Below are 26,998 nucleotides of genomic sequence, written 5' to 3' on the forward strand. Positions count from 1 at the left end.
TTTCCCCCTCTCCCTGTGGGAGAGGGCCGGGGTGAGGGGAAATAACACCACAGGACTCACCGCAATGGCATATACCACCTTTTCACAGACGAAAAACGACCAGCTCAAAGAGCCGATGTTCTTCGGCCAGCCGGTCAACGTGGCACGCTACGATCAGCAAAAATATGACATCTTCGAAAAGCTGATTGAAAAGCAACTCTCCTTCTTCTGGCGTCCGGAAGAAGTTGACGTTTCCCGCGACCGTATCGATTTCCAGGCGCTGCCGGAACACGAAAAGCACATCTTCCTCAGCAACCTGAAGTACCAGACGCTACTGGACTCCATCCAGGGCCGTAGTCCAAACGTGGCGCTGCTGCCGCTGATCTCGATTCCTGAGCTGGAAACCTGGGTAGAGACCTGGGCGTTCTCCGAGACGATCCACTCCCGCTCTTACACCCACATCATCCGCAACATCGTGAACGATCCGGCGGTGGTGTTTGACGATATCGTCACCAACGAGCAGATCCAGAAGCGCGCGGAAGGCATTGCGCACTACTACGACGAGCTGATCGAGATGACCAGCTACTGGCATCTGCTGGGCGAAGGCACGCATAACGTGAACGGCAAAACCATTACCGTAAACCTGCGGGCCCTGAAAAAGCAGCTGTACCTGTGCCTGATGAGCGTTAACGCGCTGGAAGCGATCCGCTTCTACGTGAGCTTCGCCTGCTCCTTCGCCTTTGCCGAGCGCAAGCTGATGGAAGGCAACGCCAAAATCATCCGCCTGATCGCCCGTGACGAAGCCCTGCATCTGACCGGGACTCAGCACATGCTGAACCTGCTGCGCAGCGGCGCGGACGACCCGGAAATGGCTGCGATTGCCGAAGAGTGCAAGCAGGAATGCTACGATCTGTTCGTGCTGGCCGCCCAGCAGGAGAAAGAGTGGGCAGACTACCTGTTCCGCGACGGCTCCATGATTGGCCTGAACAAAGACATTCTGTGCCAGTACGTGGAGTACATCACTAACATCCGCATGCAGGCTGTGGGTCTCGATCTGCCATTCCAGACGCGCTCTAACCCGATTCCGTGGATCAACACCTGGCTGGTGTCCGATAACGTGCAGGTTGCGCCGCAGGAAGTGGAAGTGAGTTCTTATCTGGTCGGTCAGATTGATTCTGAAGTCAACACCGACGACCTGAGCGATTTCCAGCTCTGATGAGCCGCGTAACGCTGAGCCTTTCTGGTACAGAGGTGTTGTGCCAGGAAGAGCACCCTTCTCTGCTGGTGGCGCTTGAAGCGCATCAGGTAGAAGTAGAGTACCAGTGTCGTGAAGGCTACTGCGGCTCCTGCCGCTGCCGTCTGGTCGCAGGCCAGGTAGACTGGCTGACCGAACCGCTGGCCTTTATCAGCGAAGGGGAAATTTTGCCCTGCTGCTGCCGGGCAAAAGGCGATATTGAGATCGAGATGTAATTATGTCGGGTGGTGCTTCGCTGACCCGACCTACAAAACCGCAGTTCGTAGGCCGGGTAAGGCGCAGCCGCCACCCGGCAATTTCAGCGTTTATCCTTCAAAAAGCTCACCGCTTTATCCGGGAAATCCGTAAACAACCCGTCCACATCCGCCTGGTTATACAGTACGTCGTAAAGCTGATTCACGTCCGTCGCATACTCCGGCAGCTGGTCTGCGCGTACGGTATACGGATGCACCTGCATCTTGCTCGCATGCGCCTCTTTCACCATCGCCGTCAGCTTCACGTGACCCGGCGTTGAGCCTTCCGCCACCAGCATGTGGTAATCCGGCCCGATGCCGTCGGCGTACTGCGCAATCTGCTTCATCGCGCCCGGCTTAAACATCCAGTCGTAGCTGTAGTTCACCCACTTCCCGTCCGGCTGTTTTTCCTGGGTTTCATTCCAGTCGGTATACGCAATCAGCTGCACCAGATTGAGATCCATCCCCATTTTCGGCTCCAGCTCGGTTTTGATGCGCTTCAGTTCCGCGGCGTCGAAACATTGCAGGAAAACCTTATCCTGCTTGCTGGTGTAGCCGTACTTTTTCAGTACCTCCAGCGTCTTCGCGGCAATGTCCTTCCCTTCCTGATGGTGGAACCACGGCGCTTTGATTTCCGGGTAGATACCGATATTTTTTCCTGTCGAGTGGTTCAGCCCCTGAACAAACTCGATCTCCTCTTCGAAGGTGTGAATACGGAAGTCAGACTTGCCCATCGGGAAACGTCCCGGATAGACCTGTACCTTCTTACCGTTTTCAATCTCGAAGCCCTCGGTAAACTTCAGCGAGCGGATCTCCGCCAGCGTGAAGTCGATGGCGTAGTAGCGACCATCTTTACGGGCGCGATCCGGGAAACGTTCCGCCACGTCCGTCACGCGGTCAAGATAGTGGTCATGCAGAACGACCAGCTGGTCGTCCTTCGTCATCACCAGATCCTGCTCCAGATAATCCGCGCCCTGGGCATAGGCCATCGCTTTTGCCGGCAGCGTATGCTCCGGCAGATAACCGCTGGCGCCACGGTGGGCGATCACGATCTTATCCGCCGCCAGCGCGGAGCTTGTCATCAGGCCCGCCAGCAGCAGACCTGTCGCTAACTGAGTTAATTTCATCGCAATGCTCCTTATTGACGACGCGCCAGCACTTCGGCGTGGTGACGTTTTTCACCAATCATCACAACAACCAGCAGCAGAACAGCCAGCACGCTGCCGCCAATCATCACCATAAAGCCGCCGTCCCAGCCGAAGAAGTCGACGGTGTAACCGACGATGGCACTTGCCGCCACTGAACCGCCGAGGTAGCCAAACAGACCGGTAAAGCCTGCCGCCGTGCCTGCCGCTTTCTTCGGCGCCAGCTCCAGGGCATGCAGACCAATCAGCATAACCGGACCATAAATCAGGAAGCCGATGACGATCATACAGGCCATATCCACACCCGGATTCCCCGGCGGGTTAAGCCAGTAAACGACCGTCGCGATGGTGACCAGCGTCATAAAGAACACGCCCGTCGCCCCACGGTTGCCCTTAAACACTTTGTCCGACATCCAGCCACAGATCAGCGTGCCGGGAATGCCCGCGTATTCATACAGGAAATAGGCCCAGGAGGATTTATCCAGCGCGAAGTGCTTCACCTCTTTCAGGTAGGTTGGCGACCAGTCGAGGATGCCGTAGCGCAGCAGGTAGACAAATACGTTTGCCACCGCGATGTACCACAACAGCTTGTTCGGCAGCACGTACTTCATGAAGATCTGCTTTGCCGTCAGCTCTTCTTCGTGCTTCTCGCTGTAATCATCCGGGTAGTCGTTTTTGTACTCTTCAATCGGCGGCAGGCCGCAGGACTGTGGGGTGTCGCGCATCAGAGCGAAGGCGATAATCGCCACCAGAATGGCGCCAAAGGCTGGCATATAGAGCGCGGCATGCCAGTCGTTGAACCAGGCCATCCCCAGCAGGAACAGCAGCGGCGGAAGCCCGCCCCCGACGTTATGTGCGCAGTTCCACACAGATACAATTCCACCACGCTCTTTCTGTGACCACCAGTGAACCATGGTGCGTCCGCATGGCGGCCATCCCATCCCCTGAAACCAGCCGCAGAGGAACAGCAGCACGAACATGATGGCAATGCTGGAGGTCGCCCACGGCACAAAGCCCATGAACAGCATCACCGCGGCCGCTAGGATCAGGCCGGCGGGCAGGAACACGCGCGGATTCGAGCGATCCGACACCGACCCCATAATGAACTTCGAAAAACCGTACGCGATGGAGATCCCCGACAGCGCAAATCCCAGATCGCCGCGTGAGAAGCCCTGCTCCACCAGGTACGGCATGGCGAGCGCAAAGTTTTTACGTACCAGATAGTACGCCGCATACCCGAAGAAGATCCCGAGGAAGATTTGCCAACGCAGACGGCGGTAGAGAGGATCAATCTCTGCCTCTGGCAGTCGCGCCCGATGTGGCGCAGGTTTAAAGATACTGAGCATAACAGCCTCCGTGGCCTTTCAAAAAATGACCGGGCATCTCGCGCCCGGCTACAGAGGCGGCGATGTTAAGAAATCACGGTGAATGTTACTGTGAATCAACGCACAGATTGTTACAGAAATATGACAGAATGCGCAAAAAAGCGCATGAAATCACGTTTCACTTTCGAATTTCGCGCGTTTATGTTCGAAATCAAACAAACCACACGATCAATGTGGCTAAATGCTAAAAAACGAACATAGAGGAAAGGCAATGACAATTCACGATCCAAGCTTCAGCGATGTGATTATCATTGGCGGTGGCGCGACGGGTGCCGGCATCGCACGCGACTGCGCCCTGCGGGGATTGAGCGTCACGCTTCTGGAACGCCACGATATCGCCACCGGCGCGACGGGACGTAATCACGGTCTGTTGCACAGCGGCGCCCGCTATGCGGTCACTGACGCTGAGTCAGCACGCGAGTGTATCGCTGAAAACCAGATCCTCAGGCGCATCGCCCGCCACTGCGTTGAACCGACCAACGGTCTTTTTATCACCCTTCCCGAAGATGATCTCGGCTTTCAGCAAACCTTTATCACCGCCTGCACGGCGGCAGGCATTCAGGCCGAGGCGATCGATCCTGCGCAGGCGCGCCGTCTTGAACCCTCGGTAAACCCGGCGTTACTGGGCGCGGTAAAAGTACCGGACGGAACCGTTGATCCTTTCCGCCTGACCGCCGCCAATATGCTCGACGCGCGGGAACATGGCGCCCAGATCCTGACCGGGCATCACGTCACCGGGCTTATTCGTGAAGGTAATACCGTGCGCGGAGTGCGCATGTTTGATGCGCAGTACAACGAACACCGCGAGCTGTATGCCGCCGTCGTGGTCAACGCGGCGGGGATCTGGGGCCAGCGCATCGCGGAATACGCGGACCTGTCGGTGCGCATGTTCCCGGCGAAAGGCTCGCTGCTGATCCTCGACCACCGCATCAATAACCATGTCATCAACCGCTGCCGTAAACCGTCTGACGCCGATATCCTCGTGCCGGGGGACACCATTTCGTTAATCGGCACGACCTCAATGCATGTGGACTACAGCGAAATTGATTACAACCGCGTCACCGCTGAAGAGGTGGATATCCTGCTGCGCGAAGGGGAAAAGCTGGCCCCGGTGATGGCGCAGACGCGTATTCTGCGTGCCTACGCGGGCGTGCGTCCCCTTGTCGCCAGCGATAACGATCCGAGCGGGCGTAACGTCAGCCGCGGCATCGTGCTGCTCGATCACGCCGAACGCGACGGCATGGACGGGTTTATCACCATTACCGGCGGCAAGCTGATGACCTACCGGCTGATGGCCCAGTGGGCCACCGATGCCGTCTGCCGTAAGCTCGGCAACACCGCACCGTGCGTGACGGCGGAACAGGCTCTGCCCGGCTCGCAGCAATCGACAGAAAAAACGCTGCACAAAATCATTTCACTCCCTGCCCCGCTTCGCGGTTCGGCGATTTACCGTCACGGCGACCGCACCCCAACCTGGCTCGGTGAAGGGCGACTCAGCCGCAGCCTGGTGTGCGAATGCGAAGCCGTGACCGCAGGCGAGGTGCAGTATGCCGTGGAAAACCTGACGGTGAACAACCTGCTCGATTTACGCCGCCGCACGCGCGTCGGGATGGGCACCTGTCAGGGGGAGCTGTGCGCCTGCCGTGCCGCCGGGCTGCTGCAACGTTTTCACGCCACCACGTCAACCCAGTCGCTTGCCCAGCTCAGCGATTTTTTAAACGAGCGCTGGAAAGGCATTCAGCCCGTCGCCTGGGGCGATGCCCTGCGCGAAAGCGAGTTTACCCGCTGGGTCTATCAGGGGCTTTGCGGTCTGGAGAAGGAGCACAACCATGAAATTTGATACCGTGATTGTGGGTGGGGGACTGGCGGGCCTGCTGTGCGGCCTCAAACTGACGCAGCGGGGTCTGCGCTGCGCCATTGTCACTCGCGGTCAGAGTGCCCTGCACTTCTCTTCCGGCTCGCTGGATTTACTGGGCGCGCTATCGTTCGCCGATCTGCCGCCTGAACATCCCTACCGCCTGACGGGCGCAGAGAATATGGCCCGCTTTGCCTGCGAAACCGAACACCTGCTCACCACCTGCGGCGCACGCATGCAGGGTGACGCCGAGCAAAATCATCAGCGCGTCACGCCGCTCGGCACCCTGCGCGCCGCCTGGCTTAGCCCGGAAGAGGTGCCTGTCGCCCCCATCGCTGCCGAGCGCGTGCGGGTGGTGGGGATCAGCGGCTTCCTCGATTTCCAGCCGCATCTGGCCGCCGCGTCTCTCAGACAGCAGGATGTTCAGGTGGATACGGCGGAGATTGATCTCCCCGAACTCGACGTGCTGCGCGAAAACCCCAGCGAGTTTCGTGCGGTGAACATTGCCCGCCTGCTGGATAATGAAAGTTACTGGCCGCAGCTGTACGCGGCGCTTCAACCGCTCGGCGAGACCTGCGACGCCCTGTTTATGCCCGCCTGTTTTGGCTTAACGGACAACCGGCTCTGGCGCTGGCTCTCGGCGCGCCTGCCCTGTACGCTCGGTTTACTGCCGACGCTCCCCCCTTCCGTGCCCGGCATTCGTCTGCACACCCAGCTTCAGCGTCAGTTTGTTGCCCAGGGTGGCGTCTGGATGGCAGGCGACGAGGTGAAAAAAATCACCCTGGCTGAGGGCGCGGTAAGCGAAATCTGGACCCGCAACCACGGCGACATCCCGCTTCGCGCACGCTTTACGGTGCTGGCAAGCGGCAGTTTCTTCAGCAACGGTCTGCTGAGCAGCCGGGATGGCGTGCGTGAGGCAATCCTCGGTCTGGACGTCCGGCAAAGCGCTTCCCGCGCGGACTGGTATCAAAGCGATTTCTTCACCCCGCAGCCCTGGCAGCAGTTCGGCGTGATCGTCGACAGCCAACTGCGCCCGCGGCTGGGCGGGGAACCGGTTGAAAATCTTTACGCCATCGGCTCGGTTCTGGGCGGGTACGATCCCGTGGCGCAGGGCTGCGGTGGCGGCGTCTGCGCCGTCACTGCGCTGCATGTCGCGGAGCAGATTATCCAGCGCAGGGAGGGAGCACAATGAACGACACCCGATTTGAAAGCTGTATCAAATGCACGGTCTGCACCACGGTTTGCCCGGTCAGCGGCGTCGATCCGCGCTATCCCGGCCCGAAACAGGCCGGTCCCGACGGGGAGCGTCTGCGCCTGAAGGATGGCGCGCTCTACGACGAGGCGCTGAAATACTGTATCAACTGTAAACGCTGCGAAGTTGCCTGCCCGTCGGACGTGAAAATAGGCGATATCATCCAGCGCGCCCGCGCCCGCTACAGTACGCAAAAACCGACGCTGCGTGACGCGATACTGAGCCACACCGACCTGATGGGTAGCCTCTCGACGCCTTTCGCGCCGGTCGTCAATGCCGCCACCGCCCTGAAGCCGGTGCGCAGGCTGCTGGATGCGACGCTCAAAATCGACCATCACCGCAGTCTGCCGAAATATTCTCACGGCACCTTCCGCCGCTGGTTTAAATCCGTGGCGGCAGAACAGGCGCAGTTCGCTGAGCAGGTTGCCTTCTTCCACGGCTGCTACGTGAACTACAACCATCCGCAGCTGGGGAAAGACCTGCTGAAAGTCCTGAACGCCATGGGAACGGGCGTTCAGCTGCTGAGCAAAGAAAAGTGCTGCGGCGTTCCGCTGATTGCCAACGGCTTCATCGACAAAGCGCGCAAGCAGGCGAGCAGCAACGTCACCTCTTTACGTGAGGCGATCGTCGACAAAGGGATACCGGTACTGGCGACGTCGTCAACCTGTACCTTCACGCTGCGCGATGAATATCCGCATCTGCTGGAGGTGGATAACACCGGCCTGCGCGAGCACATTGAGCTGGCGACCCGTTTTCTCTGGCGCAAACTGGACAGCGGGCAGACGTTACCGCTGGGCAACTTGCCGCTGAAGGTGGTGTATCACACGCCATGTCATATGGAGAAGATGGGCTGGTCGATCTATACGCTTGAGCTGCTGCGGCTGATCCCCGGGCTGGAGCTGACGGTGCTGGACTCACGCTGCTGCGGCATCGCAGGCACGTACGGCTTCAAGCGTGAAAACTACCCAACGTCACAGGCCATTGGCGCGCCGCTGTTCCGGCAGATTGAAGAGAGCGGCGCAGATATCGTGGTGACGGACTGCGAAACCTGCAAGTGGCAGATCGAGATGTCCACCAGCAAACGCTGTGAACATCCCATTACCTTGCTGGCAAAAGCGCTGGCGTAACCGTTGCCGGGGACACGGCCCCGGCACACTCTCACTCCACGAACAGCGATTCGACGACGTTGATCCAGCCGTGCTCGCTGGCGACCTCTTTCCCGTTCAGCCAGCGGCGCAGCATGTTCAGCGCCATCATCGCGCACACCTCCTGACGCACGGCCAGGCTGTGGCGGGTAATGCTCATCCTGACCCGCAGGGCGTGCGTCCCTTCCGGCGTTGCCAGGGCAAAGTTGAGGTGCTCCTCATCCAGCCCGCCCACAAACAGCGCCAGCCCGGCGAAATGCTTCACTCTGCGCTCGGACGCCCAGCGCGCGGTCTGCGCCAGCGTCTCCTGCTGGAACGGCACCACTTCACTGGCCAGCAGCGGCGCACCCGCCCGGGTAAGCTGAAGCGCCAGAAGCCCACCGGTAAACTGCTCGCTTAACGTCACGCTCAGCTGGCGGGACTGCAAATGCCCTGCAATCTGCGCCGGCAGCCCTTCCGTTCCTTCGAAAATCAGGCTTTCCCCGGCGACGCGCTGCACTTCCGGCCACAGCGCCAGCATGGCGGCTTTCTCTGACGCCGGTCCGGTCAGCTTCAGTTCAATAATCGGCATGGAGGAGCGATAGCCCATCGACACGCCGGTAGGCAGTTGCAGGTGATCGAGGCTCTGGGCCAGATCGCTTTCCGAGCGACCAAAGGTGGTCAGACGCAGGCACAGCGGCGGTTCAGGCAGCGTAAAGCGCGCGCGCAGGCGCGGCAGGATCTGCTGCTCGACCATCACTTTAAATTCCGACGGGACGCCCGGGGTGAAGAACATCAGGCAGCGGTTCAGCTGAACGGCAAACCCGCAGGCGGTGCCGACCGGGTTATCAATCAGTTCCGCGCTGGCGGGAATTTCAGCCTGCTTGCGGTTGCTGGGGGCCATCACGCGGCCACGCCCGGAGAAAAAGCGCTCCATCTGTGCCAGCCACGCCTCGTGCAGAACCAGGCCTTCGCCTTTGGCCGTGGCGGCGGCCAGCGCGCTGAGATCGTCGCTGGTGGGTCCCAGCCCGCCGTTCACAATCAGCACGTCGCAGCGTTCGCTGCGCTCGCGCAGAACGTTGACCAGCGACTCAAGATTGTCACCTACGGTGTTGCGGCGCGTTAACGGTAATCCTTGCTCAAAGAAGAGATCGGCGAGCCAGGCGGCATTGGTATCAATGATTTGCCCATGCAGCACTTCGTCGCCAGTGGATAACATTTCCACATTTATCATTGTGTTCTCCCATTTCAATGGTCAAAACACTATAGCGCAATCGAAGACCGGGGGAAGAGAGAAACTGGCGCGACTGAACGCCGCGCCGAGAGGATCAGAAACCGGCGCTCACGCCAATGTACGGGCCGTCTGCCAGGGCGTTGTCGCGGTTGCCGTCTTTACCGGCCAGGTTCAGATAGCGATAGCCCGCTTCGATGGTGATCGGACGCATGATGGTCCAGCGCGCGCCGGCATTAGCTTCCTGATAGCTGTCGATACCGCTGGAGAGGGAATCCGGGGAGTAGTAGTACTCACCGAACAGGCCAAAGCTGTCGCCAATTTTCCACTGCAAGCCGCCACCCACTGCCGCCGCGTAGCCTTCGTCGCCGTCGTTCGGGTTGGTGTAAATGCCTTTACCGCCGACGGTCGCCAGGAAGGGACCCAACGGCACGTTGAAGCCGAGGCCCAGGCTTGCCGCATCCCCATCGTCGTCGTTGTGCGTCCAGCCGCCGGTCATTGCCAGGCCTGCGCTATCCGTGCCAAGACCAAAGCCCAGATGGGTATAATCTTGTCCCGCCGAGCCGTTGAAGGAAATTGCGTTTGCCGCTGCTGAAACAAACATCAGGCCGCTTAAGCCCATTAATGCCACTTTTTTCATTGTCGTGATCCCGCACAATTTATTCAGAGATGTCCAAAAACCGCGAGATTTTAACCTGACTGCCTGTGTGATCAATGGACTCCGCGTGCGGCGGGCAATTAGTTTGTAACGATTTGATAATATCGGCATTTATACCAGCATCAGAAAGCGCATTTTCACGCTCAGCCCACCCAGATTTTCACTGGGCATCAGCTGAAGATGGCTGCGGTGCAGGCGGGCAATATCGTTAGCCAGCGCCAGGCCAATGCCGGACCCGGCGGCATCGCCCACGTTATCCAGCCGATGAAACGGCAGCATGGCCTGGGAGATCTGGTCTTCAGCAATGCCCGGTCCGCTGTCCTCCACGCTCAGCTCAACGGCATCGTTAGCCGTGCGCAGGTACACCGTCACGACGCCCTGCTCCGGTGTGTATTTGATCGCGTTCTCCAGCAGGTTGGCGCAAAGTTCGCCCAGCAACACGTCATCCCCCTCAATCATTACCGGCTGCTGTACGCCGTCATAACCGAGATCGATACCCTTGCTGCGCGCCTGCGCCAGCCGGGAAAAGCAGCAGTTTTGCACCACCTGTACCAGATCGACAGGCGCAAACTGTCGCTCCCCCTGCTCTTTTCGCTTCACCGCCGAAAGCTGCAACAGCCTTTCCGTCAGCACGATGGTGTTATCCAGCGTGACGTTCATCGCCCGTAAGCTCTCCTGCCACAGCGCCGGATCGTTACGCGTCAGGGCAACCGATACCTGGGTTTTCAGCACCGCCAGCGGCGTTTTGAGCTGGTGTGAGGCGTCGGCGTTAAAGCGCGCCTGCCGCGAAAGCACGCCACGTAACCTGTCGATATAGCGGTTAAATGCCACAATCAGCAGCCGCGTTTCCGACCAGGGCAATAACTCCGGCAGCGGAGCCAGCAGCCCCGGCTCACGGCGCACCATCAGGGACGAGAGCTGCCGCATCGGGCGCAGCACGCGACGCAGCAGCCACGCGGTCAGGACCAGCGTCAGCAGCACCAGCAGCCCCTGCGACACGAGCGAGGAAAACAGCAGCTGAGTGGCCAGATAGCGCCGCGACTGCAACGTTTCGGCGACGTAGATCTCCGCCATCCCGAACACACTGTCCTCGTTAACCGGCTGGAGCAGCTTCGCCACGCGGATCGCCTGTCCGCGATACTCGGTATGATAAAACCACGCCAGCGCCGGATAGTGTGTAGTGCGCGACGTGGAGGGAGGCATATTCGGCAGATCGTCGTAGCCGGAGATCGTCCGCCCGTCAGGGTCCACGACCTTGTAATAGAGGCGATCGTTCATGTTCAGCTCGAAGCTGTCGAGCACGACCCAGGGCACGTTCACCTGGAGCTTGCCGTTGTGCACCACCAGCCGCTCTGACACCGTGCGCGCCGAGGATAACAGCGTGCGGTCATAGGCCTGCGTCGCCGCCTGTAACGCGCTAACGTAGCTGTTAAAGGCTGACAGCCCCCATAACAGCAGCAGCGGCAAACCCAGAAAAAGCAAAAGTTGCAGGTAAAGCGACTGCGGCTTAACCCACCTCATCGCCGCACTCCAGCACGTAGCCCAGCCCCCGGAGGGTAATGATCCGCACCCCGCTGCCGGTCAGCTTCTTACGCAGGCGGTGAATATAGAGATCGATGCTCTCGGGGCTGACGTCGTCGTTCAGGCTGAATACCTGGTCGAAAAGCTGTTGCCGGGAGACGGGACGGGTCCGGCGGTGCATCAGCACCTTCAGCAAAGAGAGTTCGCGCGGCGTGAGGGAAAGGGGTTCATCGCGCAGCAGAAAAAAGCCTTCATCATCGTACTCCAGCTCTCCCAGCCGCTGGCGCTCCTGGGTTCGTCCTTCGCTGCGGCGCAGCAGCGCGCGCAGGCGGGCATCAAGCTCCTCCAGCTCGAACGGTTTCGGCAGGTAGTCATCCGCCCCGGCATTCAGCCCCTTCACCCTGTCTGCCACGTTGCTGCGGGCGGTAAGAAACAGCACCGGCAGCGTCTGCCCGCGCTTTCTCAGGCGATGCACCACCTCCAGCCCGTCGAAGCCGGGCATACCGATATCAAGGATCGCGACGGCATAGTTTTCTCCCTGCAAAAGATGATCGGCCGCCCGTCCATCATTGACGCAATCCACGGCAAATCCGTTTTGTACCAGCGCTTTTTCCAGCCAGTGAGCCAGCTCACGATTATCTTCCGCGAGTAAGAGACGCATATCACATCCTGTAAAGTTGGTGTCGCAGTGAAAGGGAAATGAAAGGTTATTGTTTTAACAATCACGCAACGGAACCGCTACAAGGTGGTTCACATAATCAGAAAAAATACACCCGTACCCGTACTCCCGGTTCTCCGGCGTGAGGATAAACGATGAAAAAACAATTACTTTCTACCCTTGCTGCAAGCGTATTGCTGTTGAGTGCCTCTGTCGTCCAGGCGCAGGACGCGCCATCCCGTACCGAATGTATCGCCCCGGCCAAACCCGGCGGCGGCTTCGACCTGACCTGTAAGCTGATTCAGGTCAGCCTGCTGGAGACGAAGGCCATTGAAAAACCGATGCGCGTCACCTACATGCCCGGCGGCGTGGGCGCGGTAGCCTATAACGCCATCGTCGCGCAGCGCCCTGCCGAAGCGGGCACCGTGGTGGCCTTCTCCGGCGGTTCGTTGCTGAACCTGTCGCAGGGGAAATTTGGTCGTTATGACGTGAATGACGTGCGCTGGCTCGCCACCGTAGGCACCGATTACGGCATGATCGCCGTGCGCGCGGACTCCCCATGGAAATCCCTGAAAGATCTGCTGACCGCCATGGAAAAAGATCCGAACAGCGTGGTCATTGGCGCGGGCGCCTCTATCGGCAGCCAGGACTGGATGAAAGCCGCGCTGCTGGCGCAGCAGGCCAAAGTGGATCCGCACAAGATGCGTTACGTGGCCTTTGAAGGCGGCGGCGAGCCGGTGACGGCGCTGATGGGCAATCACGTCCAGGCGGTATCGGGCGATCTCAGCGAAATGGTGCCCTACCTGAGCGGGGATAAGATCCGCGTGCTGGCGGTCTTCTCGGAAAACCGTCTGCCGGGCCAGCTGGCAGACGTCCCAACCGCTAAAGAGCAGGGTTATAACCTGGTCTGGCCGATCATCCGCGGCTTCTTCGTCGGGCCAAAAGTGACCGACGCCGAGTACCAGTGGTGGGTGGATACCTTCGCAAAACTTCAGCAAACCGAGGAGTTCAAAAAACAGCGCGATCTGCGCGGGCTGTTTGAGTTCAACCTGAACGGCAAGCAGCTGGACGAGTATGTCAAAAAACAGGTGAATGACTACCGAGAACAGGCGAAAGCCTTTGGTCTGGCGAAATAACCGGAGGCGCTATGAGCGATCGCATTTTTGCCGGGATATGGCTGCTGCTCTGCATTGGCGGCATGTTCGTCGCCTGGCAGATCCACAGCGAATACAGCTATGAACCCGTGGGGCCACGCCCCTTCCCCGTCGGCATAGTCGGCCTGATGCTGCTCTGCTCGGTGGCGCTGCTGCTGCGCCATCCGGATACCGTGGAGTGGCCGCCACGCCGTACGCTGCAACGTCTGCTGGTAATGGTAATTGTCCTGCTGATGTATGCGTGGGGCTTTGAGTGGCTCGGCTTCCCGATTGCCACCGCCCTGCTGACGATGGTGATTGGCATACTGTTTAACGCCTCGCTGCCTGCGGCGGGGATCTCCGGGGTCGTACTGGGCATTTTACTCTGGTACGCCTTCGACCGCCTGCTGGACGTGACCCTGCCGCTCGGCGCATGGTTTAACTAACGGAGCACGCTATGGATACCTGGATCTATCTCTCTCAGGGGTTCGCGGTAGCGATGACCCCGGAAAACCTGGTGATCGCCCTGATCGGCTGTTTCGTCGGGACCATCGTCGGCCTGCTGCCGGGCCTTGGCCCTATCAACGGCGTGGCGATTTTACTGCCGCTGGCCTTTGCGCTACACCTGCCTGCGGAATCGGCGCTGATCCTGCTGGCGACGGTCTATATCGGCTGCGAATACGGGGGGCGTATTTCCTCGATTCTGCTTAACGTGCCCGGCGATGCCGCCGCCATTATGACCGCGCTGGATGGCTACCCGATGGCGCAGCAGGGGCGCGGCGGCGTGGCGCTCTCTATTTCTGCCGTCAGCTCGTTCTTTGGCTCCATGATCGCCATTGGCGGCATCATCCTCTTCGCCCCGGCGCTGGCCCAGTGGTCGCTGGCGTTTGGTCCGGCCGAGTATTTTGCCCTGATGGTGTTCGCCATCGCCTGTCTCGGCAGCATGATGGCGCAGAATCCGCTGAAGTCGTTTTTGTCTGCGTTGATTGGCCTCAGTCTGGCCACCGTCGGCGTGGATGCCAACACCGGGGTTTATCGTTTTACCTTCGACAGCGTTCATCTCTCCGACGGCGTGCAGTTTATCGTCGTGGTGATTGGTCTGTTCTCTGTCTCAGAAATCTTACTGATGCTGGAGCATACCAGCAGCGGGCAGACGCTGGTGCGTAAAACCGGACGTATGCTCTTTAATGCCAAAGAGGGGGCGCAGTGTATTGGCGCCACCCTGCGTTCGTCGGTGATCGGTTTCTTCGTCGGCATTCTGCCCGGCGCGGGGGCTACTATCGCCAGCGCTATCACCTACATGACCGAGAAAAAGCTGAGCGGTAACAGCGACAGCTTCGGCAAAGGCGATATCCGCGGCGTGGCGGCGCCGGAGGCGGCGAATAACGCCTCGGCCTGCGGCTCGTTTATCCCGATGCTGACCCTCGGCGTGCCGGGCTCCGGCACCACGGCGGTAATGATGGGCGCGCTGACGCTCTATAACATCACCCCGGGTCCGGCGATGTTTACCGAGCAGCCCGATATCGTCTGGGGTTTAATTGCCGCCCTGCTGATCGCCAACGTGATGTTGCTGGTAATGAACATCCCGCTGATCGGCCTGTTCACCCGCATGCTGACCATTCCCCTGTGGTTCCTGGTCCCGGCCATCGCCGCCGTCTCTGCGGTTGGGGTGTACGCGGTGCACAGCACCACCTTCGACCTGGTGTTGATGGTGCTGCTCGGCGTGCTGGGCTACATTCTGCGCAAGATGCACTTCCCGATGTCGCCGCTGATTTTAGGGTTTGTGCTGGGGGAAATGCTGGAGCAGAACCTGCGCCGCGCCCTCTCCATCAGCAATGGCAACATGGGGATCCTGTGGGAGAGCAGCGTGACGAAGATCCTGCTGGCAATGGCGATTATGGTGATTGTCGTGCCGCCGGTGCTGCGCTGGGTCCGCCGACGCCAGCACAAACCGCAGCCGGATATCGGTTGATTAGCCCCTCAACAGGGCATTGACCCACTGCTTTAACGCCTGGCGGGAGATTTTAATCCCGCCATTTTTCAGTTCTGACGGCAGCGCCAGCCAGTGTACCGGCTGCTCAAAGCGCGCCAGCCTGCCCTGAACCCACTCCGGCAGCAGCGTGATATCCGTGCCCGGCTCGCATTCCACTACCGCCACCGGACGTTGCCCATACTCGGCATCATCCAGCGGAACGACAAACGCCTGGCTTACCTGCGGATGCGTGGCGATAACGCGCTCCAGCGCTTCGGGCTGGATCCCTTCTCCACCGCTGAAAAAGAGATTGTCCATTCGGCCCAGAATGGTCAGGCGTCCGTCATGCCACTCGCCGCGATCGCGGGTGGCGAACCAGCCCTGCTCATTGACCAGAGGCAATAATGCGCCGTCTCGCCAGTAGCCCGCCGCCATGCTTTCCGCCCGGATCCAGACTTCACCATTCACCACCTGAACGTCTCTGCCCGGCAGCGCGCTGCCCACGTCCGGCGCGCCGTCGGCCTCTTTGGCGCAGACGGTGGAGGCGAACTCGGTCAGACCGTAGCCGCAGAACGTACGGATCCCCTGCTCGCACGCCTGTTCGGTCAGCGCAACGGGGATTTCCGCCCCGCCGAGCAGCACGGCTTTCAGCGCGACGGGATGGTGTGAATTAAGCAGCCGCCACAGCTGCGTTGGCACCAGCGAGGCGTGGGTACAGCCCTGTAGCGCCTGCTCCAGCGGCTGTTTTTCACGCACGGTGAGACGGCCTCCGCCCTGCAACCAGCGCCACAAAATCCCCTGACCGGAGACGTGAAACAGCGGCAGAGAGAGCAGCCAGTCATCGCTACCGCCGTAAGACATCAGCGCCAGCACGCCCTTTGCGCTGGCAAGGTGGGCGGCACAGGTGTGCACCGCCGCTTTCGGCAAGCCGGTGGAGCCAGAGGTGAGCGTCATTGAGGCCAGCCGTTCTGCCCGCCACGTCACGCCGCCCTGCCCCTCGCCCTCTCTTAATACCAGACCGGGCAGACCGTCATACTCACCGTTAAGCACCAGCGCAAAGCGCAGGGTCATCTGCGGCAGGAGGACGTCCAGCAGCGGACGGGGAAGCTGAGGGTTCACCGGCAAAATGCGGGCGCCGCACTGAAGCAGCGCCAGCCAGGCCAGCAGGGTCTGCGGGTGGTTGTGGGCGAGCAGCATGACGCCATCACCGTCCGTAACGCCCTGAGACTGAAAACCGGCTGCGAGACGATCGATACGCTCGCCCAGCTGAGACCAGCTGAGCGTTATCTCGTCTAAACGCAGCGCGGGTTTATTGGCACTCCGGGTGCGCCAGTGCCGCCACGGCCAGTCGGTAAAACTCATCGCAATGGCTCCAGCGCCCCGACGTCGAGGCACGGCAAGGTGCTGCCAGGCCACTGACGAATCAGCTGGGCCTGCATAAGGTTTAGCGTATCGAGACCGGGAACGGTGTCCGGCGTTAACCATGCAGCGATGCGCGCCAGCTGCGTCAGGCCGAGGCTGGATTCGATGGATGAACTGATCACCGCCGTCAGCCCTGCGGCATGGGCCGCCGCAACCTGCTCGCGCACCTTGTCGAGGCTGCCGGTCAGCGTTGGCTTAATCACCACGGCCCTGACGCCCGGCTCGGCGGCAAACGCGAAATCGGCTTCGCGCAGGCTCTCATCCCAGGCAATGGCAATGCCGGTTTCCCGGGCGAAGGCGCGCGAGTCGTCGCGCGTTTTGCACGGCTCTTCGAGAAACGCGATGCGGCTGCGGTACGCCGGGTTGACGTACTTCGCGAACTGTTGCGCCCTGAGCGGCGTCCAGGCGCGGTTGGCGTCCAGGCGCAGGTGCAGATCGGGAATGGCTTCCAGTAACAGGTTAACCACCATTCCGTCGCGCACTGCTTCGTACAGGCCAACCTTTATTTTCGCCACCTTCTCGCCAGGCATCGCGGAAAGGAGCGCGAAAAGTTCATCCGGATCGCCGGTACAGAGCGGCGCGGCGCGATAGTTCGCCGCGTCCGGCAAACTGCCGTCCAGCTCTGCCAGCGCACAGCTGATGCCGAACGCGGCGGAAGGCATGTCCGGCAGCGCCGGAGCTGCCCCCTCACGCCATTCGTACGTCCAGGCCATCAGCGCAGCCTGCGCCTCGTCCAGCGTTTCCAGGCTAAAACCCGGAAGCGGGGTGATTTCGCCCCACCCTTCCCGCTCGCCCTGCCGGAGATGCACGCAAAAGCCGTCACGGGTTTTTAACCGCCGTTCACGCAGCACCACGCCCGCGTCCATCGGTATCTGCCAGCGGTAAACCTGCGCGCAACGCATTACGGGTTCCGTTTGTATTTGCTGAAGTCTGGCTGGCGTTTTTCGTTGAACGCGTTGCGCCCTTCCTGACCCTCTTCGGTCATATAGAACAGCATGGTGGCGTTACCTGCCAGCTCCTGAAGGCCCGCCTGACCGTCACAGTCGGCGTTGAGGGCCGCTTTCAGGCAGCGCAGCGCCATTGGGCTGTTTTGCAGCATTTCGCGACACCAGCGCACGGTCTCTTTTTCCAGATCGGCGATCGGCACCACGGTGTTAACCAGCCCCATATCCAGCGCTTCCTGGGCGTTGTACTGACGGCACAGGAACCAGATTTCGCGGGCTTTTTTCTGACCGACAATGCGCGCCATATAGGACGCGCCCCAGCCGCCGTCGAAAGAGCCGACTTTCGGGCCAGTCTGACCGAAAATGGCATTTTCCGCCGCGATCGTCAGGTCACACATCATGTGCAGCACGTGACCGCCGCCGATGGAATACCCTGCCACCATCGCGACCACCGGTTTTGGACAGGTGCGGATCTGGCGCTGGAAATCCAGCACGTTCAGGTGGTGTGTGCCCGCATCATCCTGGTATCCGCCGTAGTCACCGCGGACTTTCTGATCGCCGCCGGAGCAGAAGGCTTTCTCCCCTTCCCCGGTGAGGATGATGACGCCGATAGTGTCATCGTAGCGGGCATCCGCCAGCGCCTGGATCATCTCTTTTACGGTCAGCGGACGAAATGCGTTGCGCACCTGTGGACGGTTGATAGTGATTTTGGCGATACCATCGGCGGATTTGTGGTAACGAATGTCGGTGTAGCCTTCGGAGCAGTCCTGCCATTCAACCGGCGCGTAAAGCATGTGTTCATCAGGATAGATCATAGCGTGTCCTTTGTTCGATAACGCAGTATCTGAGCCAGACTCGCGGCAACCGCTTCCGGGTTGTCCCGGTGGGCGTTGTGTCCGGCGTGAGGGATAGCATGACGCGTGGCGTTAAGTTCAGCGGCGATGGCTGCAAACTTCCCGTCACGTTCGCCATAGAGAAAGTCAAAAGAAAAGTCACGCGCGGTGAGCGCGGGCCGTAAATCAGGCTGAATGGCAAGCGAGGTGGCTTCCAGCATCTCTGCCAGCCTCGGGCCGTTGTTCCGGCTGCGCAGCGCGATCAGCGCCTTGCGCTGATCATCCGTAAGGGAGGCAAAGACCGGCTGTTGATACCAGTCGGCAAAGACGTCCTCCAGCGGCTCACTGCGAAACCGTGATGCCCAATGACGGTCAGAGGTCAGCCGCGCCTGGCGCGCATCGGCGTCTTGCAGGCCCGGGTGTCCACCTTCCACAATCACCCCGTCTAACCCCGCAGGATGCTGACAGGCATGGAACATCGCAATGCGGCCGCCGAGGGAGTACCCCACGAGCCAGTATCTTAGTATGTTGTAACTAACAAGGGTATGCGAGAGCAATTCACTTACCTCTGCAAACCCCGTCACGCCCGTATCCGCTGAACCACCGTGCCCGGGCAGGTCAATGTAGAGCCGGGGGTAGTCATGCAGCGACGCCCCGACAGCCTGCCACTCGCGACAGTCGCCGGAAAAACCGTGCAGGAAAACCAGCCAGGGGTAGCCTGGTTTTCCTGGCTGGGAGAGGCCTGCGAGGATCACAGGTGACTCACCTGCGCAAGCAGATGTTGCAGCTTCTGCGCGCCGTCAGCATCGTTTACCACCAGCTCAATCAGCGTCGCGCCAGGCTGCCGCCAGGCGGTGTTCAGCGCCGTCTCCAGCGCGTCCCAGTTTTCCGGGCGATGGTACTTCAGGCTGAACATGGCGGCGGCGTGTTCGAACTGCACGTTTTGCGGCATCAGATAGAAGCGCTCACGCTCGCTTTGCGGCGTCGGCAGCAACGAGAAAATCTGCCCGCCGTTATTGTTCACAACAATCAGCACGAACGGGGCCGACGCCTGACGCAGGAGCGCCAGCGCGTTGAGATCGTAGAGGGCTGAGAGATCCCCCACAATCGCCAGCGTGGATTTCGCGCTGGCCCGCTGTACGCCAGCGGCGGTGGAGATCAGGCCGTCAATGCCGCTCGCGCCCCGGTTGCTGTACACCGGATAACCCGCCGGCAGCTGCGAAAAGGCGTCAATCAGGCGCACCACCAGGCTGTTACCGACAAAAAGTTGTCCCTGCTCGGGAAGATATTTGCGGATACGGTGCGCAAGCCCGGCTTCACTGAACGCCTCGCACTGCGTTTTGGTGAGTTCCCACGCCTGACGTGACAGCGCCGGGATCTCCACCGCCCAGGGTTTGCGTTTTTCCGCCGGATGCAATTCCAGCCAGCTGTCAATGTTGCTCACCAGGCGGCGGCCGCGATGGTGCGCCGGGTCAAGGCGTCCTTCGAGCGGATCCACCAGCCAGTACTCTTCTGGGGTACAGGTGGCCTGCCACTGGAGCAGACGCTTCCCCGTCAGGCTCGATCCCAGCTGGACGACAATCTGCGCCTGCGCCAGCTCGGTAACCGCTTTCGCGTTACCCAGCCAGAGGTCGGCGCAGGGCAGCGGCTGGCCCGTCTGGGAAAGCACGTCACCAATCAGCGGCCAGCCAAGCGTTTGTGCCCACTCCGCCGCCAGCTTGCCTTCCGCCGCACTCATCCGCCCGGCAATCACCACGCCGCGCTTCTGGCGCCAGAAGAACCAGTCGCGCTGTTTTGCGCTTTCCAGATGCGTCTGCTCGCGCAGCCAGGGTTTTTCGCTCTCCCACCAGTCTCCCAGCTGCTGTTGCCAGACGAGGCCAGTATCGTTCATTTCACCGTACAGCGGCTCGGCAAACGGGCAGTTAATGTGCAGCCCGCCGCTGCGCAGTGCGTTCATGGCGTGGTCGAGGGTTGAGACCAGCCAGCTGGCGGGAATATCCTGGGTGGGGCGCGGCAACGAGACCGTCTGTGAAGGATGCGAGGCAAAAATGCCAGGCTGACGAATCGCCTGATTAGCACCGCAGTCAATAAGTTCCGGGGGACGGTCGGCAGTGAGTAAAATCAGCTTTTCGCCGGTTAATCCCGCTTCTATCAGCGCCGGATACAGGTTCGCCACCGCCGTGCCGGAGGTGACTATCACCGCCACGGGCGCTTTGCTGACTTTCGCCAGCCCGAGCGCCAGATGGCCCAGACCCCGCTCATCAAAATGGGTGTGGTGAATAAAAGCCCGGTTTTCCGCGGCAGCAAGGGTGAGCGGCGTGGAGCGAGAGCCCGGGGCAATACACACATGCCTGACACCATGACGGGTCAGGGCTTCAAGGATCACCGCCGCCCAGCGTCGGTTAAAAGAACTTACTGACATGAGATTGTCCAGTATCAAGAATGCGACACAGTATAAATAATAGAAAAAGTCAGAATTTTGATATGAATCGGGATTGCACGAATCAGTATTAATCCCTTAGGAGAAGGGAACGCAGCCCGGCGGCCTTGTTTTCGATCTCCTGCCACTCCTGCTCCGGATCGGAGCCGCTGACGATGCCCGCCCCCGCATAAAGACGCAGCGCAGCGTCGTGAACGCGGGCGGAGCGTAATGCCACACAGAATTCGCTTTGATCGCGCGATAAATAGCCCGCCGACCCGGCGTACCACTCCCGGTCAAACGGCTCCACTTTCGCAATAAATTCTCGCGCCGCCTGTCGCGGCAGCCCGGCCACCGCCGCCGTCGGTTGCAGAATATGCAGGCACTGCTCGTCGTCAGGCTGTTTAAGTTCGGTCCAGATACAGCGACGTAAATGCTGCACCTTGCGCAGACGCAGCACCTGCGCAGGCAGGATCTCCAGCGTCCGGGTATGGTGCTGAAGACGCTGGCAGATATCTTCCACCACCAGCATATTTTCCCGCTGATTTTTGTCGTCGTTCATCAGCCAGTCGCCCAGACGCTGAGCCTGCTTATCGTCAGAATGGCTGGCGACGGTGCCTGCCAGCGCTTCAGTGCGCAGCAGCGTGCCGCGTCGCCGCCACAGGCGTTCAGGCGTCGAGCCGAGGAACGCGTTGCTGGCGTCAAAGACCATACAAAAATGATAGCAGTTGAGGTTTAGCGCGCGGCTGGCAGCCATCAGCGCGATGGCGTTCACGGGCTGCTGGCAATGCACGTCTGTAGCACGTGCGAGGACCACTTTCTCAAAATCGCCGCGAGCAAGGGTATCCGTCGCCTGACGAATCAACGCCAGCCATTCCGGTTTTTCCGGATGATGGGTTTCCTGCACAATCTGCACGGACAACGGGCGGATCGGCGCGGCGTCGCGCAGGTTATCGACAAAATTCAGCGCCTCACGGGCATCTTCCCGCAACGACGTTTCGCTCCACAGTTGCAGACGCAGCGTGGCGACCCCGCCAGACCGTCGCCAGAGAAGGCGCGGTAAAAACAGCTTGCCCTGCGCCGGGTTGAAGGCGTTCAGGCCGCAGATACGGGTGTCATTGGCTACGTCGTGGGTGTGCAAAAACCGCGAGGCCGAGGCCAGAGAATCAAAATGGGCGAGGCTTCCGAGCGCGGCAAGTTCTTCATCACCACTGCGCTGTTGCCAGTAAAACTGAGGATAGCATCGCTGCACACCGAGCCAGGCCAGCGGATCGAAGGCGTCGTTTAACGGGAAAGAGACATCGAAATGGCGTAAACCGGGTGTAGCTGGCAATGCTTGCGCAAGCTGAGTACGCAGGCTTTGCAGCGCGAGGAAAATCGAGTGCACGCGAACCTCTCCCTGTTAAAGCCTTATATTATACGGGGTACTGACGATAAATAGCAGTACCCACGTGTAGGGAGTGGTTTACCGGCTTAACGACGGGCTAACAGCAGACCCAGCACCAGCCCTACGGCCGCACCGACCCCAATGCCCTGCCACGGTTTTTCATGCACATAATCGTCAGCACGATAAACCGCCTGCTTGGCGCGGTAGTAGTAATTGTCGGATGCGTTACTGACGCGGTTTTTCACGTCATGCAGCGCCTGCTCGGCGCGGGCTTTGAGCTCAATGTACTTCTGATCGGCAGGATCGCCTGAAGAGCGCAGCACTTCTTCCAGCGTTTCGCTTAGCAGTGTCAGGTCGTCGTCGACTCGGGTATCCCAGGATTGAAATGACATATTTTTCTCCATGTTAGTACACCAGTCCGGTAACTATAGACAACGTATTGCTATTGCGCCTGTTTCGCTTCGCGTGCCATGCCGATGTGTGGGATGCCGTCTTCGTCGTAAATGTCCGTGACCGGGGTAAAACCAAAATGGCCATAGAATGATTGCAAATGCGCCTGCGCGCCCAGGTATAACGCCTTGTCCGGCCACTGTTTCTGGCATGCGTCCAGCGTTTTTTCCATCAGCTGATAGCCCAGCTTTTCACCGCGCGCGCGGCCGCTGATAATGACGCGGCCAATGACGACAGGGTCAAAATCCTCTTCGCTTTTCAGAATCCTCGCATACGCCACCAGCTCGTTATCGCGCCAGCCGAGGATGTGCCGGTTCTCGCCGATCAGGTCATCGCCGTCGATATCCTGATACGGGCAGGTTTGTTCAACCACAAAGACTTCGCAGCGCAGCTTGAGCAGGGCGTAGAGTGAATGCACGGTCAGTTCGCTGTGGTGTAGATCTTGCCACTGGATCATGTGTTTCTCCTTCCTGGTGTTCATCACGTTATACTAAACCCCTTCCCATTCGGCAAAGGGCTGATTGCGTTATGGAACTGATTTTTCTGGGTACGTCCGCCGGGGTGCCAACCCGCTCACGAAACGTGACGGCGATTCTGCTGGATCTTAAGCATCCTACCCGCGGTGGGCTGTGGCTGTTTGACTGCGGCGAGGGTACGCAACATCAGCTGCTGCATACCTCATACCACCCGGGGAAAGTGGATAAAATATTTATCACCCATCTGCACGGCGACCATCTGTTTGGCCTGCCGGGCCTGCTGTGCAGCCGTTCGATGGCCGGTAACGCTAACCCGCTGACCATTTATGGCCCCGCGGGTATTCAGGAATTCGTTGAAACCACGCTGCGCCTGAGCGGCTCGTGGACCGATTATCCGCTGGAGGTGTTAGAGATCGGCGAGGGTCTGGTGTTCGATGACGGAGATTACCTGGTGCGCGCTTACCCGCTTAACCATCCGGTGGAATGCTACGGCTATCGCGTTGAGGAGCATGACAAGCCCGGGGCGCTGAACGCCGCCGCGTTGCAGGCCGATGGAGTGAAACCTGGCCCGCTGTTCCAGCGTCTGAAGCACGGCGAGACCGTCACGCTGGAAGACGGGCGCGTCATCAACGGTCAGGATTACCTCGCCCCACCGCAGCCGGGCAAAAAACTGGCTATTTTTGGGGATACCGCCCCCTGCCCTTCGGCGCTCAGGCTTGCCAGAGGTGTAGATGTGATGGTGCATGAGGCGACGCTGGAAGCGGCGATGGAAGAAAAAGCCAACAGTCGAGGGCACAGCTCTACGCGTCAGGCGGCGCAGCTGGCACGTGAGGCTGGCGTCCGGAAACTGATTGTTACTCACGTCAGCTCACGCTATGACGTCCGCGGCGCTGAAAGCCTGCTGGCAGAGTGCCGGGAAGTATTTCCGGCATGCGAGCTGGCGGAAGATTTTGCTCAGGTCAGCGTTTAGTCCTTCATTTTTCCCTCAACGTGCCGATAACGATTAAAAGGCCAGCATTTCTCTTGAGGGTAGAATGGATAATTTCCAGAAAGATATTGATGACAGGGCAAACCTGACCCTGTCCAACCGTTTTGAACTGTTGCTGTTCCGTCTTGGCACCTCTCTGAACGAAAATAAATCCGAGCTGTTCGGCATCAACGTATTCAAATTGCGCGAAATTGTGCCGATGCCGACCTTCACCAAACCGGCGGGAATGAAGTCTCCGCTGATGGGGATGGTGAACATTCGTGACCAGGTGATCCCGGTGATCGATCTGGCCGCCGTCGCCGGCTGCAAACCAGCCACCGGGCTGAACATCCTGCTGATCACCGAATATGCCCGCAGCGTGCAGGCGTTTGCCGTAGAATCGGTGGAAAACATCATGCGTCTGGACTGGAAGCAGGTGCACGCCGCGGAAACCGCCGTCAGCGGTCGCTACATCACCAGCATTGCCTGTCTGGACGAGAAGACCGATACCAACGATCTGGCGATGGTGCTGGACGTGGAGCAGATCCTGTACGACATCACCCCGGCGAACCACGATCTGCACGCCACCCATCTGGAAACCACCAAATTCAACATCAAGCCTGGCTCTGTCGCGATTGTTGCAGAAGATTCAAAAGTAGCGCGCTCAATGCTGGAGAAGGGATTGCAGGCGATGGAGATCCCGGCCCAGCTGCATATCACCGGCAAAGACGCATGGGAGAAAATCACTCAGCTGGCCGCGCAGGCACAGGCCGAGGGCGTTCCCGTTACCGATAAGATTGCCCTGGTATTAACCGACCTCGAAATGCCGGAGATGGACGGATTTACGCTGACGCGCAAAATCAAAACCGACCCGGTACTGAAAGATATTCCGGTGGTGATCCACTCGTCTCTTTCCGGCAACGCGAACGAAGATCATATTCGCAAAGTGAAGGCGGACGGCTATGTGGCGAAGTTTGAGCTGAACGAGCTGTCGTCGGTAATTGAAGAGGTGCTGGACCGCTCGATGAAGAAGATTGACGGGCCGTTGATTAGCCGCAAGCAGCTGGCTTAGTCGGGTGGCGCTTCGCTTACCCGACCTACAAGACCCGTAGGCCCTGCAAGCGTAGCGCCGCTGGGCATGTTTTACTCTGTGCGGGCTGGTGCCCTCACCCCGGCCCTCTCCCACGGGGAGAGGGAGAAAACAATAAAAAACCCGCCGAGGCGGGTTTTTTGTTTTTACATCAGCGGCATCGCGCGCTGCACGATATCAATCAGCGGCTGCGGATAGATACCGAAGATCAGCACCAGCAGCGCGGAGATCAGCACCACGATACCGCCGGCGCTGTACTGCCAGTTGGACGGCGCATCGCGGTTGAGCTGCTGAGGCGCGCTCAGGTACAGGCTCACGGCAACGCGCAGGTAGTAGTAGAGACCAATCGCGGAGCCGATAACGACACCCGCCGTCAGCCACCACAGACCCGCCTGCACACCGACGGCCAGCACGTAGAACTTACCGATAAAGCCCAGCGTCATCGGGATACCCGCCAGAGAGAGCATCATCACGGTCATTACCGCAGACAGAATCGGACGGTGCCAGAACAGACCACGGTAGGAGAACAGGGAATCCGCATCCGGGCCACGGTACGGGCTGGACATCAGGCTCACCACGCCGAACGCGCCGAGGCTGCTAAACAGGTAACCGGCCAGATAGACGCCCACAGTTTCCATCGACATCTCACCGCTTTGCAGCGCAATCAGCGCCACCAGCAGGTAACCCAGATGGGAGATAGAGGAGTAGCCCAGCAGACGCTTGATGTTGGTCTGGCTCAGCGCCATCAGGTTACCGAAGATGATGGACACGAACGCGATAATGCCCAGCACCACGCGGACCGCTTCGCTGTCACCCACCGGGGCGTACAGGAACAGACGCATGACCACACCGAAGATAGCGATTTTGCTCGCCGTCGCCAGGAAGGTCGAGACTGGTGCAGGGGCACCCTGGTATACGTCTGGCGTCCACAGGTGGAACGGAACCAGTGAGAGTTTAAAGCCAAGGCCAACAATCATCATGCCCAGACCCGCCAGCAGCAGCGGCTCATGCATCATGCCGTCGCCAAGGCTCTTACCGAGCGCCATGAAGGAGAGATTACCCGTCTGTGCGTACAGCAGCGCGATACCAAACAGCAGGAACGACGACGCGGCAGCAGACAGGATCGTGTACTTGATTGCCGCTTCCAGAGAGCGCTTCTGGCGGAAAGCGTAACCAATCAGGCCGAACAGCGGGAGTGAGATCAGCTCAATACCGAGGAACAGCGCGGCCAGGTGGTTCGCGTTCGCCAGCAGAATACCGCCCAGTGCGGCAATCAGTACCAGCAGGTAAAACTCTTCTTTGTTGTCGTTGTAACCTTCGAGCCACGGGTACGCAAAGGTACAGGTTGCCAGGCTCGCCAGCAGCACCAGACCGGTGTAGAGCATGGCGTAACCGTCAACGCGCATCAGCGGCGTGACGTCCATCGCTCCCGCCTGGCCAACAAACCAGAGGGAAACTAACGCAGCGTTCAGACCCAGAACGGACAGGGTCGCATTCAGGAAGTGATTGCGTCGCCACGCAATGGAGAGCATCACAACCACCACCGTCAATCCGACGATCAGCAGCGGTAGCAGCGCGATCAGTTGTTGTGGAGTTATTGTCATGGCGA

At 59.7% G+C, this 26,998-nt stretch carries 25 protein-coding genes; 10 read left to right on the plus strand and 15 right to left on the minus strand.

Annotation, left to right across the window (positions count from 1 at the left end):
- Nucleotides 1-64 precede the first annotated feature (64 nt).
- Both nrdB and yfaE read left to right on the plus strand, forming a co-directional pair.
- Entirely contained in the window at nucleotides 65-1,195 is a 1,131-nt protein-coding gene (nrdB, locus tag ACOTYH_RS15090; RefSeq protein WP_026080618.1) for a class Ia ribonucleoside-diphosphate reductase subunit beta, read from the plus strand.
- Nucleotides 1,195-1,449 (plus strand): class I ribonucleotide reductase maintenance protein YfaE, encoded by a 255-nt coding sequence (yfaE, locus tag ACOTYH_RS15095; RefSeq protein ID WP_003859419.1) that lies wholly within the window; start codon nucleotides 1,195-1,197, stop codon nucleotides 1,447-1,449. Before nrdB ends, yfaE begins: the two co-directional genes overlap by 1 nt.
- Nucleotides 1,450-1,532: 83 nt before the next feature.
- Here yfaE and glpQ read toward each other — a convergent pair whose 3' ends face one another.
- On the minus strand, nucleotides 1,533-2,594 hold the full coding sequence (gene glpQ, locus ACOTYH_RS15100) for a glycerophosphodiester phosphodiesterase (RefSeq protein WP_047719282.1): 1,062 nt from the start codon (nucleotides 2,592-2,594) through the stop codon (nucleotides 1,533-1,535).
- A gap of 11 nt (nucleotides 2,595-2,605) precedes the next feature.
- A complete protein-coding gene (gene glpT / locus ACOTYH_RS15105; protein WP_003859423.1) occupies nucleotides 2,606-3,958 on the minus strand; it encodes a glycerol-3-phosphate transporter in 1,353 nt (450 codons plus the stop codon).
- A gap of 250 nt (nucleotides 3,959-4,208) precedes the next feature.
- Between glpT and glpA the strand changes: the two genes are divergently transcribed.
- The 3 genes from glpA to glpC are packed head-to-tail and all read left to right on the plus strand — an operon-like array spanning nucleotide 4,209 to nucleotide 8,231.
- Complete coding sequence (gene glpA, locus ACOTYH_RS15110) at nucleotides 4,209-5,837, plus strand: anaerobic glycerol-3-phosphate dehydrogenase subunit A (protein ID WP_421637808.1); 1,629 nt, start codon at nucleotides 4,209-4,211, stop codon at nucleotides 5,835-5,837.
- Nucleotides 5,827-7,044, plus strand: coding sequence for a glycerol-3-phosphate dehydrogenase subunit GlpB (glpB, locus tag ACOTYH_RS15115; RefSeq protein WP_045347863.1), 1,218 nt, complete (start codon nucleotides 5,827-5,829; stop codon nucleotides 7,042-7,044). Before glpA ends, glpB begins: the two co-directional genes overlap by 11 nt.
- Nucleotides 7,041-8,231 carry an anaerobic glycerol-3-phosphate dehydrogenase subunit GlpC gene (gene glpC, locus ACOTYH_RS15120; protein WP_421637809.1) on the plus strand — a complete coding sequence of 397 codons (1,191 nt, stop codon included), beginning with the start codon at nucleotides 7,041-7,043 and terminating at the stop codon, nucleotides 8,229-8,231. The genes glpB and glpC overlap by 4 nt, the downstream gene beginning before the upstream one ends.
- A gap of 31 nt (nucleotides 8,232-8,262) precedes the next feature.
- Here the strand turns inward: glpC and ACOTYH_RS15125 are convergent, their stop codons facing one another.
- The 4 genes from ACOTYH_RS15125 to tctD form a co-directional block, all read right to left on the minus strand.
- Nucleotides 8,263-9,462: a nicotinamide mononucleotide deamidase-related protein YfaY gene (locus tag ACOTYH_RS15125; RefSeq protein WP_219378506.1), complete on the minus strand. Its 1,200-nt coding sequence runs from the start codon at nucleotides 9,460-9,462 to the stop codon at nucleotides 8,263-8,265.
- A 94-nt stretch (nucleotides 9,463-9,556) separates the two neighbouring features.
- Nucleotides 9,557-10,099 carry a YfaZ family outer membrane protein gene (locus tag ACOTYH_RS15130; RefSeq protein WP_017383419.1) on the minus strand — a complete coding sequence of 181 codons (543 nt, stop codon included), beginning with the start codon at nucleotides 10,097-10,099 and terminating at the stop codon, nucleotides 9,557-9,559.
- Nucleotides 10,100-10,228: 129 nt separating this feature from the next.
- Nucleotides 10,229-11,638, minus strand: a complete 1,410-nt coding sequence (locus tag ACOTYH_RS15135; RefSeq protein WP_032654323.1) for a sensor histidine kinase — start codon at nucleotides 11,636-11,638, stop codon at nucleotides 10,229-10,231.
- Nucleotides 11,625-12,299, minus strand: a complete 675-nt coding sequence (gene tctD / locus ACOTYH_RS15140) for a transcriptional regulator TctD (RefSeq protein ID WP_006811361.1) — start codon at nucleotides 12,297-12,299, stop codon at nucleotides 11,625-11,627. Before tctD ends, ACOTYH_RS15135 begins: the two co-directional genes overlap by 14 nt.
- 152 nt (nucleotides 12,300-12,451) lie before the next feature.
- On the opposite strand from tctD, the gene ACOTYH_RS15145 reads away from it, so the two are divergent.
- Genes ACOTYH_RS15145 through ACOTYH_RS15155 form a run of 3 tightly spaced genes read left to right on the plus strand, consistent with a single transcriptional unit; the run spans nucleotide 12,452 to nucleotide 15,401 of the window.
- Nucleotides 12,452-13,432: a Bug family tripartite tricarboxylate transporter substrate binding protein gene (locus ACOTYH_RS15145; protein ID WP_006811363.1), complete on the plus strand. Its 981-nt coding sequence runs from the start codon at nucleotides 12,452-12,454 to the stop codon at nucleotides 13,430-13,432.
- An 11-nt stretch (nucleotides 13,433-13,443) separates the two neighbouring features.
- Nucleotides 13,444-13,875 (plus strand): tripartite tricarboxylate transporter TctB family protein, encoded by a 432-nt coding sequence (locus ACOTYH_RS15150; RefSeq protein WP_003859443.1) that lies wholly within the window; start codon nucleotides 13,444-13,446, stop codon nucleotides 13,873-13,875.
- Nucleotides 13,876-13,886: 11 nt separating this feature from the next.
- Nucleotides 13,887-15,401, plus strand: coding sequence for a tripartite tricarboxylate transporter permease (locus tag ACOTYH_RS15155; protein ID WP_006811365.1), 1,515 nt, complete (start codon nucleotides 13,887-13,889; stop codon nucleotides 15,399-15,401).
- On the opposite strand, the gene menE is transcribed toward ACOTYH_RS15155, so the two are convergent.
- From menE to ACOTYH_RS15195, 8 genes are all read right to left on the minus strand, one after another.
- Nucleotides 15,402-16,763, minus strand: coding sequence for an o-succinylbenzoate--CoA ligase (gene menE, locus ACOTYH_RS15160; protein ID WP_032671781.1), 1,362 nt, complete (start codon nucleotides 16,761-16,763; stop codon nucleotides 15,402-15,404).
- The gene (gene menC / locus ACOTYH_RS15165; protein ID WP_048973464.1) at nucleotides 16,760-17,725 is read right to left on the minus strand and encodes an o-succinylbenzoate synthase; all 966 of its coding nucleotides are present in this window, start codon (nucleotides 17,723-17,725) and stop codon (nucleotides 16,760-16,762) included. Before menC ends, menE begins: the two co-directional genes overlap by 4 nt.
- Nucleotides 17,725-18,582 carry a 1,4-dihydroxy-2-naphthoyl-CoA synthase gene (gene menB / locus ACOTYH_RS15170; RefSeq protein ID WP_003859452.1) on the minus strand — a complete coding sequence of 286 codons (858 nt, stop codon included), beginning with the start codon at nucleotides 18,580-18,582 and terminating at the stop codon, nucleotides 17,725-17,727. Before menB ends, menC begins: the two co-directional genes overlap by 1 nt.
- Nucleotides 18,579-19,355 carry a 2-succinyl-6-hydroxy-2,4-cyclohexadiene-1-carboxylate synthase gene (gene menH / locus ACOTYH_RS15175; protein WP_047741421.1) on the minus strand — a complete coding sequence of 259 codons (777 nt, stop codon included), beginning with the start codon at nucleotides 19,353-19,355 and terminating at the stop codon, nucleotides 18,579-18,581. Before menH ends, menB begins: the two co-directional genes overlap by 4 nt.
- Nucleotides 19,352-21,022, minus strand: a complete 1,671-nt coding sequence (gene menD, locus ACOTYH_RS15180) for a 2-succinyl-5-enolpyruvyl-6-hydroxy-3-cyclohexene-1-carboxylic-acid synthase (protein ID WP_045347871.1) — start codon at nucleotides 21,020-21,022, stop codon at nucleotides 19,352-19,354. The genes menH and menD overlap by 4 nt, the downstream gene beginning before the upstream one ends.
- An 88-nt stretch (nucleotides 21,023-21,110) precedes the next feature.
- Nucleotides 21,111-22,406, minus strand: a complete 1,296-nt coding sequence (menF, locus tag ACOTYH_RS15185; protein WP_017693007.1) for an isochorismate synthase MenF — start codon at nucleotides 22,404-22,406, stop codon at nucleotides 21,111-21,113.
- Nucleotides 22,407-22,492: 86 nt separating this feature from the next.
- Nucleotides 22,493-22,798, minus strand: a complete 306-nt coding sequence (elaB, locus tag ACOTYH_RS15190; protein ID WP_017693006.1) for a stress response protein ElaB — start codon at nucleotides 22,796-22,798, stop codon at nucleotides 22,493-22,495.
- Nucleotides 22,799-22,848: 50 nt separating this feature from the next.
- A complete protein-coding gene (locus ACOTYH_RS15195; RefSeq protein WP_023295084.1) occupies nucleotides 22,849-23,313 on the minus strand; it encodes a GNAT family N-acetyltransferase in 465 nt (154 codons plus the stop codon).
- A gap of 71 nt (nucleotides 23,314-23,384) precedes the next feature.
- Here ACOTYH_RS15195 and rbn point away from each other — a divergent pair, with 71 nt between their 5' ends.
- Nucleotides 23,385-24,302 (plus strand): ribonuclease BN, encoded by a 918-nt coding sequence (rbn, locus tag ACOTYH_RS15200; protein WP_015572275.1) that lies wholly within the window; start codon nucleotides 23,385-23,387, stop codon nucleotides 24,300-24,302.
- A gap of 64 nt (nucleotides 24,303-24,366) precedes the next feature.
- Complete coding sequence (locus tag ACOTYH_RS15205) at nucleotides 24,367-25,371, plus strand: chemotaxis protein (RefSeq protein WP_058689103.1); 1,005 nt, start codon at nucleotides 24,367-24,369, stop codon at nucleotides 25,369-25,371.
- Between the two features lie 164 nt (nucleotides 25,372-25,535).
- Here the strand turns inward: ACOTYH_RS15205 and nuoN are convergent, their stop codons facing one another.
- Nucleotides 25,536-26,993 carry an NADH-quinone oxidoreductase subunit NuoN gene (nuoN, locus tag ACOTYH_RS15210; protein ID WP_015572273.1) on the minus strand — a complete coding sequence of 486 codons (1,458 nt, stop codon included), beginning with the start codon at nucleotides 26,991-26,993 and terminating at the stop codon, nucleotides 25,536-25,538.
- Nucleotides 26,994-26,998 lie beyond the last annotated feature (5 nt).

The sequence above is a fragment of the Enterobacter cloacae complex sp. SHL001 genome (genome assembly GCF_049236825.1).
GTDB classification, from domain to species: domain Bacteria; phylum Pseudomonadota; class Gammaproteobacteria; order Enterobacterales; family Enterobacteriaceae; genus Enterobacter; species Enterobacter hormaechei_C.

Bases quoted from the DNA above. Each gene is read 5' to 3' on its own strand.
- nrdB (WP_026080618.1), top strand. From the start codon at position 65: ATGGCATATACCACCTTTTCACAGACGAAAAACGACCAGCTCAAAGAG.
- yfaE (WP_003859419.1), top strand. From the start codon at position 1,195: ATGAGCCGCGTAACGCTGAGCCTTTCTGGTACAGAGGTGTTGTGCCAG.
- glpQ (WP_047719282.1), bottom strand. From the start codon at position 2,594: ATGAAATTAACTCAGTTAGCGACAGGTCTGCTGCTGGCGGGCCTGATG.
- glpT (WP_003859423.1), bottom strand. From the start codon at position 3,958: ATGCTCAGTATCTTTAAACCTGCGCCACATCGGGCGCGACTGCCAGAG.
- glpA (WP_421637808.1), top strand. From the start codon at position 4,209: ATGACAATTCACGATCCAAGCTTCAGCGATGTGATTATCATTGGCGGT.
- glpB (WP_045347863.1), top strand. From the start codon at position 5,827: ATGAAATTTGATACCGTGATTGTGGGTGGGGGACTGGCGGGCCTGCTG.
- glpC (WP_421637809.1), top strand. From the start codon at position 7,041: ATGAACGACACCCGATTTGAAAGCTGTATCAAATGCACGGTCTGCACC.
- ACOTYH_RS15125 (WP_219378506.1), bottom strand. From the start codon at position 9,462: ATGATAAATGTGGAAATGTTATCCACTGGCGACGAAGTGCTGCATGGG.
- ACOTYH_RS15130 (WP_017383419.1), bottom strand. From the start codon at position 10,099: ATGAAAAAAGTGGCATTAATGGGCTTAAGCGGCCTGATGTTTGTTTCA.
- ACOTYH_RS15135 (WP_032654323.1), bottom strand. From the start codon at position 11,638: ATGAGGTGGGTTAAGCCGCAGTCGCTTTACCTGCAACTTTTGCTTTTT.
- tctD (WP_006811361.1), bottom strand. From the start codon at position 12,299: ATGCGTCTCTTACTCGCGGAAGATAATCGTGAGCTGGCTCACTGGCTG.
- ACOTYH_RS15145 (WP_006811363.1), top strand. From the start codon at position 12,452: ATGAAAAAACAATTACTTTCTACCCTTGCTGCAAGCGTATTGCTGTTG.
- ACOTYH_RS15150 (WP_003859443.1), top strand. From the start codon at position 13,444: ATGAGCGATCGCATTTTTGCCGGGATATGGCTGCTGCTCTGCATTGGC.
- ACOTYH_RS15155 (WP_006811365.1), top strand. From the start codon at position 13,887: ATGGATACCTGGATCTATCTCTCTCAGGGGTTCGCGGTAGCGATGACC.
- menE (WP_032671781.1), bottom strand. From the start codon at position 16,763: ATGAGTTTTACCGACTGGCCGTGGCGGCACTGGCGCACCCGGAGTGCC.
- menC (WP_048973464.1), bottom strand. From the start codon at position 17,725: ATGCGTTGCGCGCAGGTTTACCGCTGGCAGATACCGATGGACGCGGGC.
- menB (WP_003859452.1), bottom strand. From the start codon at position 18,582: ATGATCTATCCTGATGAACACATGCTTTACGCGCCGGTTGAATGGCAG.
- menD (WP_045347871.1), bottom strand. From the start codon at position 21,022: ATGTCAGTAAGTTCTTTTAACCGACGCTGGGCGGCGGTGATCCTTGAA.
- elaB (WP_017693006.1), bottom strand. From the start codon at position 22,798: ATGTCATTTCAATCCTGGGATACCCGAGTCGACGACGACCTGACACTG.
- ACOTYH_RS15195 (WP_023295084.1), bottom strand. From the start codon at position 23,313: ATGATCCAGTGGCAAGATCTACACCACAGCGAACTGACCGTGCATTCA.
- rbn (WP_015572275.1), top strand. From the start codon at position 23,385: ATGGAACTGATTTTTCTGGGTACGTCCGCCGGGGTGCCAACCCGCTCA.
- ACOTYH_RS15205 (WP_058689103.1), top strand. From the start codon at position 24,367: ATGGATAATTTCCAGAAAGATATTGATGACAGGGCAAACCTGACCCTG.
- nuoN (WP_015572273.1), bottom strand. From the start codon at position 26,993: ATGACAATAACTCCACAACAACTGATCGCGCTGCTACCGCTGCTGATC.